Annotated in this window: 5 protein-coding genes and 1 pseudogene; 2 read left to right on the top strand and 4 right to left on the bottom strand. The window is 70.5% G+C overall.

Going from position 1 to position 14603, the window contains the following annotated elements; translation table 11 throughout:
• Positions 1–684: 684 nt before the first annotated feature.
• The 3 genes from GR130_RS27300 to GR130_RS27290 all read right to left on the bottom strand — a co-directional run bounded on the left by GR130_RS27300 (position 685) and on the right by GR130_RS27290 (position 11217).
• Entirely contained in the window at positions 685–1557 is an 873-nt protein-coding gene (locus tag GR130_RS27300; protein WP_159507167.1) for an isocitrate lyase/PEP mutase family protein, read from the bottom strand.
• Positions 1558–2105: 548 nt separating this feature from the next.
• Complete coding sequence (locus GR130_RS27295; protein WP_236573533.1) at positions 2106–3257, bottom strand: bile acid:sodium symporter family protein; 1152 nt, start codon at positions 3255–3257, stop codon at positions 2106–2108.
• 337 nt (positions 3258–3594) lie between these two features.
• The gene (locus tag GR130_RS27290) at positions 3595–11217 is read right to left on the bottom strand and encodes a LamG-like jellyroll fold domain-containing protein (protein ID WP_159507166.1); all 7623 of its coding nucleotides are present in this window, start codon (positions 11215–11217) and stop codon (positions 3595–3597) included.
• A 196-nt stretch (positions 11218–11413) separates the two neighbouring features.
• Here GR130_RS27290 and GR130_RS27285 point away from each other — a divergent pair.
• Both GR130_RS27285 and GR130_RS27280 read left to right on the top strand, forming a co-directional pair.
• Positions 11414–11698, top strand: a pseudogene (locus tag GR130_RS27285) (agmatine deiminase family protein); the annotation flags it as partial.
• A gap of 72 nt (positions 11699–11770) precedes the next feature.
• On the top strand, positions 11771–12295 hold the full coding sequence (locus tag GR130_RS27280) for a MepB family protein (RefSeq protein ID WP_159507165.1): 525 nt from the start codon (positions 11771–11773) through the stop codon (positions 12293–12295).
• A gap of 186 nt (positions 12296–12481) precedes the next feature.
• Here the strand turns inward: GR130_RS27280 and GR130_RS27275 are convergent, their stop codons facing one another.
• Complete coding sequence (locus GR130_RS27275; protein ID WP_159507164.1) at positions 12482–14086, bottom strand: multicopper oxidase family protein; 1605 nt, start codon at positions 14084–14086, stop codon at positions 12482–12484.
• Positions 14087–14603: the final 517 nt, after the last annotated feature.

Raw genomic sequence — 14603 nt, 5'->3', positions numbered from 1 at the left:
GCGGGAACGTTGCGCACCGTAACGCTCAAGTCGCCGTCGCTGCCGGCGGTGCTGGATCGGGAAGCACCGACCCCGTGTTCGCGACAGCGTAATTCGGCACTGCTGATTGATCGCCCCCTGTGGGGCAGCCCAGCATGGCCGAGTGAGTCTCGCGGGATTCACGCGATTCAGTCACGATGACTTCGCTTTCACCGTACACCGAACCAATCCCCTGTAGAAGGGCGGAGATATGCCGGGCACTGCCGGTGGCGGGCGAAGCGCCGATTCGCCGGCACGGCGACTCCCGGCGGCTGCCGACGGTGCCGGCCACCGTGGCGTATCCGACGACGCGGGCGGTGGACGACGCGCCGGCCCTGCGAGCTCCTGGTGGCGACGAAGCCGCTGGCCTGCGCGGAGCGGGAGGGTGTGAAGGAGGAGTTGACGACGCTGCCGAGGGGGAGCATGGTGCGGCGCACCTGGCCTCGGCGTTCCAGGTGGTCTGCGACGCGACCTCGGAGCGGGGGCTGAGGGGGAGACGTTCGCCGCGATGGGGGCGGAGATCGAGCAGATGGTGGCCATCGAGGAGCTGGCGGCGCTCTCGGCGCGGTGGGCTCGTGGCCAGGTGTTGTCGACCGGGCCGCTCGTCGTGGTGATGACACAGGGGCCCCGGGCATGCCCGGAGCCCCTGCGCCGACGCCTCTGCCGTCAGCCGACGGTCAATTCGGCAGTGGTGCCTGCCGGTTTGTGGTGTCTGCTGATGTTCTTCTCCAGCAGGGCCAGGGACTCGGCCACCCCGACGCTCTCCGCGGTGAATTCCGGGAGTCGGCCGTCTGCTTTCCTCAGGTCCACCAGCGCCCGGTCGATCGCCGTCTGGGCGGCGAACAGGCACGGAGTGCTGTAGATCGCCACGTTCACCCCGAGTTCGCTCAGCTCCGGCAGCGACAGTCGCGGCGACTTGCCTCCCGCTATCTGGTTGAACAGCAGCGGTTTGTCCCCGATGACTTTACGGACCTTGCGTATCCAGTCCACGCTGCGAACCCCGTCGACGAGGATGACGTCAGCGTCCGAGGCCGCCAGTGCCTCGGCGCGGCGCAGGATCTCGGCCTCCTCTGTGGCGTCGGTCCGCGCGACGACGACCAGGTCGCGGCGGGCGGCGAGGACCATGTCGAGCTTTTCCAGATAGGTCTCCAGCGGCAGCACCTGTTTTCCGTCGACATGGCCGCAGCGTCGGGGTCTTTGCTGGTCTTCGAGGATGACCCCCGATGCGCCGATCGCCTCCAGCTGCTGGACGACATGGCAGGCTGTCTCAGGGTCGACATAGCCGTCGTCGATGTCGACGAGCAGATGCTGCTCGGGGAAAGCCAGCCGGAGCCGCTGTACGAAGGCGACGATGTCCGGCCAGGCGATGAATCCGATATCCGGCAGGCCGTAGTGTGAGGCGGCGAAGCCGAAGCCGGAGACGAACATTCCGTCGTAGTGCTGGGCCGCCACTGAGGCGGAGAACATGTCGAAGACGCCGATCAACGGAGTGGTGCCGTCCTGCGTGATTTCCTCGCGAAGTTGATGCCCGTACTTCATGAAACCTCCTTGTTGAGGAGTCCCCACCATGGCACACGTGCACGTCTGGAATCGTCGTCCATGAGTATTTCTCGGGTCGACTTTAGGACAGAATTAAGACAACTGAGGTGCCATGGTGCCGGAATTCATGAATTCCATGTTAATTCCGGGGGAACTGGAGGGAAGCGTGTGAAGGACATAGGCGCGAACCAGGGCGGCCGTACCGGAGATTGAGGGCTGCCATTGTCCTGGTGTCGAGGCAGTGATGCACGATAGCCGTCGACTTCGCCGATTGTCGAAAGGGTCGTGAGGGTTCTTGCCTGGGGTGATGCGTCGCGTATGCGTTCGTGACGTAGAGGCGTGAGGCCGGGTCGCCGACTGATGGTGTTCGGGGAGTTGAGTTCCCAGGTCGGCGACGCGTTTCTCGGCGAAGCGAAGGCTGGACGGCGACCACCGTGCTGCGACGGGAGGGCGCGGACCCGGTTCGCAAGGGTCGGTCGTGGAGCCTGGCAACCGCAACGACTGCACGGCGCGGGAGTAGGGGGAGCGGCGAACCGGGCTGAGCGGGCTTACCGGAAGTGGGGGGCGACGTCCGCCTCGTTCGCCGTTCCGCCGCCCGTGCCGTTTCCGTCCTCGCTTCCCGCTTCGACGCTTTCTGCTTCTATGCCGTTCCCCGGCTCGGTCCACGTCCCTTTCGCGGTCCTGTTGGCCGTCACGTCCTGCGCGTCCTTCGTGTGCTCCTCGGCGTTCACCTGTGCCGCGTACCGCTTCGCGAGGACCGCGCAGACCATCAACTGCATCTGGTGGAACAGCATCAGCGGCAGCACCGCCAGCCCGGCCTGGGCGCCGAAGAGGACGCCGGCCATCGGGAGCCCGGCGGCCAGGCTCTTCTTCGAACCGGCGAAGGTGATCGCGATCCGGTCCGCCCGCGGGAAGCCCAGCAACCTCGAACCGTACGAGGTGACGGTCAGCATGGCCGCCAGCAGGACCGCCTCCACGCCCAGGAGGCACAGCAGCCGCAGCGGGGAGACCTGGTGCCAGATGCCCTGGACCATCCCGGCGCTGAACGCGGCGTAGACGACCAGCAGGATCGAACCGCGGTCCACGCGGCCGAGGACCTTCCGGTGCCGCGCGAGGAACCCCGCAATCCATCGCCGCAGCAACTGCCCGGCCACGAAGGGGAGAAGGAGCTGGCAGGCGACCGAGATCAGGGAGTGCGCGGAGAAGCCGGCACCGGCGCCGTGCAGCACCAGTCCGGCCAGCAGCGGTGTGAGGACGATGCCCACGAGGCTGGAGAACGACCCGGCGCAGATCGCCGCCGCCACATTGCCGCGCGCTATGGAGGTGAAGGCGATGGAGGACTGGACCGTCGACGGCACCAGGCACAGGAACAGCAGACCGGTGTACAAGGCGGGCGGCAGGACCTGCGGAACCAGGGCGCCGGCGGCCAGGCCGAGCACCGGGAAGGCGACGAACGTGCAGGCCAGGGTGGTCAGATGGAGGCGCCAGTGGCGCAGCCCGTCCATCGCCTCCCGGGTGGAGAGCCGGGCGCCGTAGAGGAAGAAGAGCAGCGCGACGGCGCCGGTGGAGGCCCCGTCCGCGACGGTGGCGGCTCGTCCGGCGGCCGGCAGCAGCGCGGCCAGGCCGACCGTACCGACCAGCGCGAGCAGGAAACCGTCCACGGGGAGCCAGGAGGGGAGGCGGAAAACGGGGCGGCGCATGGTCTCTCCTCGCGGTCGGCGGCTCACGGCGGTGGCCCGGACGTGACCCTCACCAGGGTGCCGGGCCCGGGAGAGATCGGGAACCCCGATTACTACGCTGACTGTCATCATGATGCGCGATAGGCGGATCGCGATAGGCGTCCTCCTCGGACACCAACCAAATACCCCACGGCTTCCTTGAAGCCGTGGGGTATTTGTCGTTGTCCGGCAGCCGCGGCCCGAGTGAGCCGAGTGAGCCGAGTGATCTGGGGAACGTCCGCCGTGCCGGCCCGCGTCCGGCCGGTGCCGGGGGAGGGGCAACGGCCTCTGCCCCGGCACCGTACGGACCCCTCCGGCGTCAGTCCTCCACGCCGTAGTACTGGGCGAGGAAGCCGGTCACCTCCTCCGCGTGCGGCAGCAGTTCCGGCAGGTGTGCGGTGAGGGCGGTGCGCACGGCGTCGGCGAGCGCGTCGTGGCCGGTGGCCGCGGCCTTGACGTAGGGGTCGAGACGGCGGACGAGCTCGTAGTTGCTCTCCACGTCGAGCTGCCGCATGGTGCGCTCCAGCGGCGGGGCGCCGGCGGGCGGCACGGGCGGCAGCAGCCGGCTGACGAAGGTGACGCGGTGCATCACCCGCCAGCACGGCGGCTTGCGGTCCGACTGACGGGCCTGGCGCAGGGCCGTGGCGTTGGGGTCGGCGGCGCTCTCCAGCCACTTCGGGTCGACGACCTTGTGGAAGAAGGTGTCGAAGTGCTCGGTGTCCTCGCCGAGGTAGAAGCTGAGGAACCGGTACGCGTCGACCTTGCCGGGGGCGTTGACCGGGTTGCCGTCGCCGTCGTAGACGGGCTTGCGTCCGGCGTCGTACTTCTGGAGGTTGCCCGACGGCGCGCAGGTCACGTCCAGTCCGAAGGAGCGGGTGGCCTGCCTGCCGCGGGCCCGGGTGGCGGTCATGCCGCCCCCGAGCGACGCGTCGAGCTGGGCGCTGATCCCGACGCCCATGATGTCGAAGGACGTGCCGACGGAGGCGCCCACCGAGCCGGACAGCGAGTACGAGCCGGAGGTCGTCTCACTGACGGCGTCGGTGGTCTCGGTGGTCTCGGCGAAGAAGCCGCCGTCGGCCGTCCACACGTAGGTGTTGATCAGGTCGCGGCGGGAGAAACCCTCGCCGGTGCGGCTGTTGGCCGCGTCCTGCGCGGTGGCGGGTGAGGCGTCGCCGCCGATCGCCCCGCCGAGCACCCGGCCGGCCCGTTCGGCGGTGGGGTCGGGGGTGTGGGGGTCGGTGGAGACGGTTTCGTAGTAGCTCCGCAGCCGCTGCTGCTCGCGCTGGATGCGGCGCTTGATCGCGTATGCCTCGCGCGGTTTGTAGTAGCTGTACTCGCCGTGCTCCCGGGCGTTGGTGTAGTCCGGGTCGAGGACCTTGCCGCGTTCGTCGTAGCCGACGGTGCCGTCCAGGGTGCCCTGCTTGGTGTAGCGCGGGTTGAGGGGGAACGGGATGACGTTCCAGTCCTTGGGGATGTCGGGGTTGGGCTGCATGCGGTAGGCGACCAGGGCGCCGCTGTGCGCGAGGCGCAGTGCGAAGACGTCGGCCGTCTGGGACTGGACGACGGCGAAGCCGGTGTTGACGGGGACGTAGCGCCGGCCCAGTGCCGCGTTGAGCGGCTTGAGCGGATCCTCCCAGCTGCCCGCCAGCTCGACCTGCATGGCGCGGGTGGTGTTGTGCCCCTGCGAGACCGACGTCTCGTCGGCCCAGGTGTTGGAGAACTCCAGGCTTCCGCGCACACCCGCCGACACCTTGGCCTTCGCCATGGACTTGGCGACACCGAAACCGAGCGGGGCGGTGATCATCCACATGTCGACGTCGACCTCGTTGGACAGGGCGAAGGAGAAGGCGGCGTCGACGCTGCGCCCCTTGGCCGACGACAGCGAGTGGACGACCTCCTCGGCCTCGGTGAACTTCACCGAGGCGACGCCGTCGTACGTCGCGCGCTCGGGATCGATCGTGTTGGGGGTGAGGTTCTCCGACGGCACGGGCGGAGCGCCCTCGACGTAGCCGATCAGCTGCGGGTCGAACTGCACCTGGCTGACCCACTCGCTGACCAGGTCGCCCACCTTGTAGCCGGTGACCAGATGCCAGCGGCCGTCGCGCAGGTAGCCGTAGGCGCGCTTGAGCACGCCGAACGCCTCGCCCTTGGCCGAGTACTGCATGTCGGCGTACTCACCGACGGCCGGAGCGCCGGAGATCGTCTCGTGGAAGGGCGTGCGCATCGCGGCGAGGGCCGAACGGACCTGTGCCGTGTCGCTGGAGACGGGCGCGGTGGACAGCACGGCCGCCGGACGGCGCGGGGCGTCGGGCAGCGTCAGGTGGTTGCCGCGCAGCCCCTCGTCCTGGACGAGCCCGGCGCCCTCGTCGGTGGAGGCGCGGTCGAAGGAGTAGCAGGCCAGCAGGTCCTCCTTCTCGCCCCTGAGCCGGGTGAAGAGGTTGTCCAGGACCTGTTCCTGGGTGCGGGCGGTGCGCCAGACGCGGACCTCCTCCAGGACACCGTGGAACGGCTCGGTCACCCGGCCGTCCGCGAGCCGTGCGCCCAGCGTGAACGCGCGGTCTCCGTAGCCGGCGAAGTCCGCGTTCTCCAGCGGGTCGCAGGCCACCGAGACGCCGTTGCGGTACAGGCGGAAGAGGCTGCCGCGCGGGTCGGGGTTGCGGGTCCAGCGGGCGCCGCGCAGCCGGGCGGTGTGCGAACCGGTGGCGTCGGCGGCGGTGTTGCCCGCGTTCTCCTCGAAGCGCCAGTGCGCGGTCAGGCCGCGGTCGCGCGCCGAGACCGGCGTGCCGAGCCGGGCCGCGTCCCGCGCGGTGCCCCACAGCCGGACCTCGGAGACGATGCCGGTCAGCGGGTGCGTCTCCAGGCCGTCGAGGGCCCGGCCGATGTCGAGGGTGCCGGAGTTGCCCCTGGCGCCGGGGCCCTCGTACCGGGCGTCGCCGGCCTCGCGGCCGTCGACGAAGAAGCGGATGTCCTGCCACTCCTGGACGTCGACCGACTCCACCAGCTCGACGTTCTGCCTGACCGGCCGCCCGTCGGGGCCCGCCGCGGTGATCTCCTTGGCGCCCTTGCGTTCCTGCATCGACCGCCCGCTCTTGCGGACGACGGCGAGCCGGTGGAACGCCCCGGCCCGGACGGCCTCGGAGGAGGTGAACCGCACCAGCCGGCCGTCGGGCTCCTCGAAGCCGAACTCCAGCCTGCCGTCGGGCAGTACCAGCAGCCGGTACGGAACGCTGCCGCCGGCGCCGTCGGCCGCGCGGCCCTTGGACAGCAGGCCCTGCGTCGCACCGAGGGAGTCGACACGGCAGAAGACCTCCAGGGTGAGGTCGTCGGCGATGTCGAGCGCGTCGTTGTCGGGCGCCTCCACGTAGCCGCCGTCGGTCAACTCGACTGCCCAGGACTGCTCGTGGGCGGCGGCGAGGTGGGTCCACTCGTGCGGCGGGAAAGAGGCACGGGTGGCCACCAGCCGGTTGCCTACCCCGGCGACGATGCGATACGTCGTGTCGGCGGACCGCTCGACCGCGGCGGGCGCGGTCGCGGTGGTGACGCCACCGCGCAGATAGACGTGCCGGCCGTGCCCGGAGCGGTCCAGGACGCCCGGTTTGCCGCCCACTTGGGCGAGCGGGTTGCCGCAGGGCCAGTAGCCGGCGAGCCCGGCCTCGTCGCCGGCCAGCCGCCGGTTCTTCAGCTCCCGGACCTCTGCCAAGGTGCGGGCGGTGCCCCAGAGCCTGACCTCGTCCATTTCGACCGCGGCGTAGTCGGGCACCCAGCCGGCGAAGGAGCTGCCGAAGCTGAAGAGGCCGTCTCCCTGGTAGGTGCCCGACGCGATGCGCCTGGCTTCCTCGACGCCGTCCTTGAAGACCACCTGTTCCCGGGTGGTCGCGTCGAAGGCACAGGCCCAGTGGTGCCAGTCGGTGTCGTCGTTGCCGTAGTTGGTGGTGACGTCGTCGCCGTAGAACCCGAACCTGAAGGCGCTGGTCTCGGTGAGACCGATGTGCAGGGCGTTCCTCGTGCTGCCCTGTGACGTCCCGTGGCCGATGACGTATTGGGCCTTGCCGTCCCACTTCGTCGTGCGGCGCGCCCAGAACTCCACTGTGAAGCTCTGGCCGGCGAGGCTGAAGCCGTTCTCGGTCATGGCCACACCGCTCTTGCCGTCGAAGGCCAGGGCGGGCACCGCGGTGGCGGCCGGGGCGAGCAGGCCCAGCGTGTACGGGTCCTCGCCGGCGCCGGCGTGCACGATCCTGGCCGCGCCGGACACCTGCTCGGGGTTGACCCACGCCTCCAGGGTCAGGTCACCGGTCGCCGTGGTCCGCTCCAGATGTTCCTGCGGAAGGGTGAGGACGTTCTCCCGGCCGTCGAAGGAGTATGCCCGGCCGGGCTTGTCCGCGCGCCAGCGGCAGCCGTGTCCGGCGACGAGGTCCGAGACCTCGCCGAGCGGGACCTCCCGCGCCGTGCCCGGCTCGGCCAGCACCAGCCGGGAACCCGCGGAGAGCGGCACGCCGGGGCGGCTGGCGGAGGCGCCGCGGTGGTCGTAGCGCAGCCGCTGGACGGTCTCGCCCGGCTGCGGCTCGGGACCGCCCTCACCGGCGTCCAGTCGGAGCGACGTGGCGCCGGTCGGGAAGTCGGCCTCCGTGAGGTAGAGGTGGCCGCCGACCGTGACGGGCGTACGGGCGGGCACGGTGACGGAGAGGGGTTCGGCGAGCCGGAGGACACCACCGGCGACGTCGCCGGCCCGGCCGCCCGACAGGAGTCTCGTGGTCGCGTCGAACGACTTCACCGCGCCGACCGTGACCGGCTCCTCCGGTGTCCCGTTGACGATCGCGGCGAAGTCGGCGGCCCGGCGCGGCAGCCCCTGCCAGGTCTCGCGCTCCGCACCCCGCTCGATGGTCATGTCGCACAGGCCGGGACCGCCACCTGCCGTGACCCGGATCGTCACCGAGTCCAGACCGGTGCCGGAGTCGCGGGCGGTGAAGGTGACCCCCTGGCCGTCGCCCGCCGTCAGCCGGCGGGAGGAGCGTACTGCCGTGGTGTCGTAATAGGTGGCGAAGAACTGCCCGTTGGCGCCGCGGAAGTACAGCACGACGTTGCCGGTGGCGCTGTCCAGCAGATACGGCCGGTCGGCCGAGCGGGCGAAGGCCAGCAGGGCGCCGGAGGTGCTCAGGCCGGTGCGGTCGAGGGAGAGTTGGGGCATGGGCAGCGCGATGTCGTCGTCGCCCTTGAGGCCGCCGGTGAGCCGGGCGAGCTCGTCGCGCGCGGCCGCCAGCTCGGCCTGGTGGGCCTCGATCTCGCGGCGGCGCCGCTCCAGCAGTTCGCGCTGGGGGCGCAGCTCGGCGAGCTGGGCGTCGAGCGCCTCCACCCGCTTGCCCGCGTCGCGGATGTCGGCATGCCCGAAGTCGTGGAGGGCGACCCGCTCGAAGGCGATCAGCCCCTCGCCGGACTCGGTGACCGGGGCGGGGTCGTACTGGACGACGCGGTCGCCGAGCCGGTCGGGCGCGCAGACCGCCTTCTCGCTGTATCGGTTGACGACGGTGCTGTAGCCGTCGCTCTGTTCAAGGATATGGAAGTGGGTGTTCCAGGCGCCGGTGTTCCGTGGCCACACGATCAGGGGCGCGTCGTTGTCCCGGCGCTCACCGGAGACGTTCATGTCCTTGCCGGTGTGTGGATTGTGCAGGTGGTAGGGCGTGCGGCCGCTCCAGGAGGCCCCCGGGGGAATCAAGACGTCCCACAGCGCCGACTTCGCGTCCTTGTCGGAAGTCCTGATGAGCGGCGGTTCGCTCCCGGCGCCGTCGTCCTGGACGGCGAGGTACTGCGGCTCGCCGTCCCGGGTGTTCTTCAAGCGGAGCCGGCACGTCCAGCCGGAGATGTCCTGCGACCACTGGTGGAACGCCTCGCGCAGGCGCTCCAGCTCCGGCACGTCGGAGGTCCGCCGTGCGAGGTCGGCGACCTCGCTCTCCTTGGCCGCGATCTCCTGGACCAACTGCCGGACCCTGCCGTCCAGTTCGCTGATGGTCTCGACGTCGGCGCTGCCGTCCGGCGCGGCGAGCACCGGCAGCGCCAGCTCGTCGGGGATCTCGGCGAGTCGCCCGTCGCGCCCCACGCCGAGGTCGACCGTCGCCAGGTACGACTCGGCGGTCTCCTCGCCGGTCCTCGGGTCGGGTCCGGAGGTGGCGTACGACAGCAGGACCCGGGCCTGGCGCTTGGCGGGCCTGGGCTCCCGGCCGTAGCCCGTGGAGGTCTCCTCCTGCTGGTGGTAGAGGACGGCGGAGAGCCCCGAGACGGTCTTCCGGCCGGCGACGGCGAAGCTGTCGCGGCGCACGCCGGGGTGGTCGCCGATGGGGGCCTGGGAGGTCACCCACCGGGGGCCGCCGAGGAGTTCGCCGTGGTGGGCGTGGTCGGTCTGGTCGTGCAGCCGGGTACCCGAGCCCTCGTCGAAGCGGTAGTACGCGACGAGGCCGGGGTCGTTGCCGATGAGGCGGACGCCCTTGTCGTGATCGAGCTCCTCCTGGGTGCGGACGCGGTCCCAGATCCGTACCTCGTCCAGCTCCGCGCGGGCGCTGCCGAACCACAGGGCCTTGCCCAGCAGCAGCGGGCCGGTGCCCGCGTAGGCGCCGTCCGCGGTACGGGAGCCCACCTCGGTGCCGTCGCGGTAGACGGTCTGGCGGCGTGTCGCGTGCTCGAAGACGCAGGCCCAGTGATGCCAGGCGGTGTCGTCGCCCCGGACGTCGGTGTTGAAGTCGTCGGCGTAGAAGGAGAAGGTGAAGCGGCCGTCGTCCCGGAAGCCGATGTGCAGGGAGTTGTGGGGGCTGCCGGCTGCGTCGCCGTGCCCCACCAGGTACTCCTCGCGGTCGGTCTCGGTACGCCGCTCCCAGAACTCGACCGTGAAGTCACGGCCGGCGAGTTCGGGCCCCTCGGCGACGCGCACATGGGCGTCGCCCTCGCCGAACGCGAGCGCGGTCTCGGCATGACCCTCGGTGCTGACGACGGGTACCAGGGGCGTACCGGTGAACGGACAGGTGCCGGGGGCCGGTTCGTAGACCGCGTCCCGGTGGGCCGGGTCCGGGCTGGTCCACGCCTGGGTGCCCTGGAGGTTGAACAGGCCGTCGTGGCCCTGCTCGACGTTGAAGGAGTCGATGCGGCCCGTGGCGTCGTTGTGCGCGAAGACCTGCCAGCGCTGCCGCCCGTGGACGGCGGTGGGCACGAGCAGGGCGGTGAAACGCCCGCCGCTCAGGTGGCGGACGAACGACAGCTCCTGCGTGGGCTCGTGGAAGGGGCGGCCTTCCATGTCGGTCGTGCCCAGGCTGTCCTTGGCCGAGTCCGGCCGGGTCCGGTGCCGGCTGCGGCGGTAGCGGGCCTCCAGAACGGGCTTGAGTTCCCCGCCGACGAGGAGGAACCGGTCGCACAGGAGAGTGTCCGCGACCAGCGGTACCTTGGCGCCCGCGCCGTCGGTGACGTAGTCGCCGCGCTCCGGATCGCCGGAGGATCCGCCCCCGGCCAGCTTGTGGACGGTGTCGGGGTGGTCAGCGCCGATGGACTGGCGCAGCACGACGATGTGCGTACCGTCCGACAGGGCGTGGAAGGGTGCCGCGGCCGTGAGCCGTGCCGTGGTGGACAGTAAGGGGTCCACCTCTTCCTCGTTCAGCCGCTCATCGGCCGCCGCCTCGATGCGCCCGCCGTTCTTCACCACCGGTAACGCGGTGGCCCCTGCGGCGGCGAAGCCGGTGCCCGTGATCTCGGAAGGGAAGCGCAGCGGCAGCGGGTTCTCCGACCAGTAGGCGGCGTCCAGTTCACCCTTGGCCTCGTCATGGTGCGCAAGGTCGAGAACGGTGTAGACCAGGCGCCGCCGGTCGTCCATGGCCAGGGCCACCGTGGTGCCCTGGTGGCGCACGGTGGTGGTGTGTACGTAGGTGCGATCGCTGTAGACCTTGAGCAGATGCTGTTCGCCGGACAAGGGCAAGACTCTCCTTGAGAAGAACCGTGTGGAGCCGCGAGAAACCCCGCTGACCTGCGCCGCTTCCCCTGGGCGCAGCGGTCACACGATTTACCGAAGCGACAGGTGCGTCAAGGAAGGTAAATGCGCCATCGTCCGGAAACAGCATCACCGGTGTGGGCAAAGCGGACGGGGTGGCCCGTGCCGTCGCGGAGTACGCGGCAAGTCCCTGGAGGTCGTCGACCTGCCCCAGCCCGACCTGGACAAGATCACCGGCCGGGGTGACGCCTTCGTCTCCACCTACGTGAACTTCTACGTCGCCAACGGCGCGGTGTTCATGCCCCGCTTCGGCGACGCCACGGCGGACGACCGCGCGAAGGGCATCCTGCAGGACCACTTCCCCCGGCGCGACATCGTGCAGGTGAAGATCGACACCATCGCCTCGGGTGGCGGCGGCATCCACTGCTCGACCCACGACCAGCCCGGCAAGCCGGCCAGATAGCGAGCGGCGGCTGCGCGGCCTGCGGCACGAGGGGCAGGACAACGCGCGCGGCCGCGATGGCAGGATGACGGCATGGTTGCGAATCAGACGTGGGCGGGCCTTCACGGGGACCTGCAGGCGGCCCAGGCGTTGGTGTACGAGCCGAGCGGGTTCGCCTGCTCGCCGCCGGTGCCCGAACCGGAGAGCGCGGAGTACGCGGCATGCGGTTTCACGCTCGACGGCTACTCTGTCCGGTTCCGCGTGGCCAAGACCACACCGACGAAGGTGGGCCAGTTCGTCACCGTGTGGCAGCGGTCCGAGGAGGGGCCGATCCGGCCCTTCGACGCCGACGACGGGGTGGACCTCTTCGTCGTCAGCATCCGCGACGACAACGGCTTCGGACAGTTCGTGTTCCCGCGCGAGGTGTTGTGCGAGCGCGACATCGTCTCGCGCAACGGCTCCGGCGGGAAACGCGGATTCCGCGTCTACCCGCCGTGGGTGACCACGACCAGTCGGCAGGCCCGCAGCACACAGGCATGGCAGGTGAACCACTTCCTCCACCTCGGCCAGAACGGACCCGCCGACCTGACCCGCGCCCACGCCCTCTACCACCCGTAGGCGCCCTCGGCGACCACGGAACCCGACCGCCGGGCGAACGCGGCGATCGCGTACGGGGCGGGCGTGCCGAACTCCCGCCTGCATGTGCCCATGGTCCACGTCCCCCTTCGGCCAGACACACCGAAATGCCTGGTCACTGCAGTGACCAGGCATTTCGGGGTATGGGCGACGGCAGCGCGGCCGACGTCACCTCCTCGACTTGTATCCCAGGACCGTCATCATCCCCGACTCCGAGTGGTAGACGTTGTGGCAGTGCAACATCCACAGGCCGGGGTTGTCGGCGTCGAAGTCGACGGAGACCTTCTTGTCCGGCAGGACGATCGTGGTGTCCTTGCGGGGGCCGCCGTCGGCGAGCGCGAAGGTGTGCCCGTGCAGATGCATCGGGTGCCACATCTCCGTCGTGTTGTGGAAGGTGAGCCGCACCCGCTCGCCCTCCCGTACGGGATAGCGCTGGGAATCCGTGTACGGCTTCCCGTTGATCGCCCAGTTCCAGTCGTCCATGGTCCCGGTGAGGTCCATCTTGATGGTGCGGTCGGGGGTGGTGTCCGAGAGCCGTACCGAGTCGTCGGCCTTGAACTTGTCCGCGCTCAGCCCGCCGCTCCTCAGCTCCGTCGGGCGCATCTTCGCGTCGGGCGCGTCGCCGTCGCCGGTCCGCAGCAGGGCCTGCGCGGTCTTGTTGTTCTTGCCCGCGGAGAGCGCGGTGAGCGGGAAGACGCCGTCCTTCGCGGTGACCAGGACGTCGAAGCGCTCGCCCATGGCGATCAGCAGGCTGTCGGTCTCCTTGTGCTTCACCGGGTAGCCGTCGATGTGCGTCACGGTCATGTTGTGACCGCCGAGCGCGACCCGGTAGGCGGTGTCGGCGGCCGCGTTGATGAGGCGGATCCGGATGCGGTCGCCGGGCTTGGCGCGGAAGGTCTCCCGGTCCCTGGCCACCCGGCCGTTCATCAGGTGGAACGGGTGCTCCACGCTGTCCGAGGGGTCGTCGTCGGCGGTCGGGTGCATGGCGTGTCTGCGCGCCCGGGACACGGCGGCAGCCGCCGACCGGCGGCCACGCATCTGCATCTCCATGGCGCCCATGGCCCCGCCGGGCTTGTTCTTGTTCAGCTCGGCCAGCACCGCGTCCGGAGTCATTCCGTCGACCCCGTCGAGCCAGTCGTCGATCATGACGACCCACTCGTGGTCGTACGAGAGGGGCTCGCGGGGGTCCTCGATGATCAGCGGTGCGTACAGCCCGCGGTCCAGCTGCACGCCCACATGCGGATGGATCCAGTGCGTACCGGGCGTGTTGGCCGTGAAGAGGTAGTCGTAGGTGGCGCCGGCCTTCACGGCGCGCTGGGTGATGTCGGGAGAGCCGTCCATGTCGTTGCGGATCTGCACCCCGTGCCAGTGGCAGGTGGTGGAGTGCGGAAGGCGATTGTGGAGGGTCACGGCGAGCTTGTCGCCGACGTGGGCACGGATTTCCTTGCCGGGCAGCAGGCCGCCGTACGCCCAAGTGTTGACGATCTGGCCGCCCATGTCGAACTTGCTCTCGGCGGCGGTCAGCTTGAAGCGGCGCACGGGGCCCGACCCCCGGTGGCTCTCCCTTTCCATGACCTCCGGACCGTCCGGGGCGACGTAACCGGACGGGGCCTTGTGGCCGTTCGAGCCGGGGTCGGGCGGGGGAGGCGTGCCGTAGGGGTGGGGCCTGCCGTTCTTGGCGTTCAGGGCGGTGGCCCCGGTGGCGGTCAGCAGCCCACTGCCGGCGGCGGCGATACCTGCGCCGAGCAGGGCGCGTCTGGAGTGCGTACGCATAGGAAAGACACCTCGTGGCGATCGTGTCGGTGTGATGTGGGGTCGGTGAGGGGCACTGCCGGGGGCGTCGGCGACGAGGCGTGCTCCGCCACGCGCGGCACCAACAGTCGGGCGAGGAGATTCCGGCGCGGCAGCGGACGTATCGACCGACGGCCGCACAGCCGGTAGGCGGGGCGGCCGTCCGCCGGACCGTACGTCCGGCCGACGGGGCGCAGGCCGGTACCGGGGAGGCAGCGGAGAGCCGGCGTACGGAAGGAAGGCACGGCCGTACGGACCGAGGCGGGGACCATGGCGCCGCTCTCGGTGTCCGCGGCCGACCGGCGGGCCTGCTGGTGCACCGTCATGTCGTCATGATCGGCCGTGTCTTGGCGCACCGTCATGCCGAGCTGCGCCATCTGGGCCGTCGTCCCGGGCGGGGGGCTGGGCCCGGCGGTCGGGCGGGTGCCGCCCGCCGGCTTCTCGTACCCGCCGTCCGGCTCGCGGCGGGCCGCTGCTCCCGGCCTTCGCATCGCCGCCG

This window comes from Streptomyces sp. GS7, assembly GCF_009834125.1.
GTDB lineage: Bacteria > Actinomycetota > Actinomycetes > Streptomycetales > Streptomycetaceae > Streptomyces.
The sequence above is the reverse complement of the archived record's forward strand: the minus strand, read 5'-3'. Positions and strand labels throughout refer to the sequence as shown.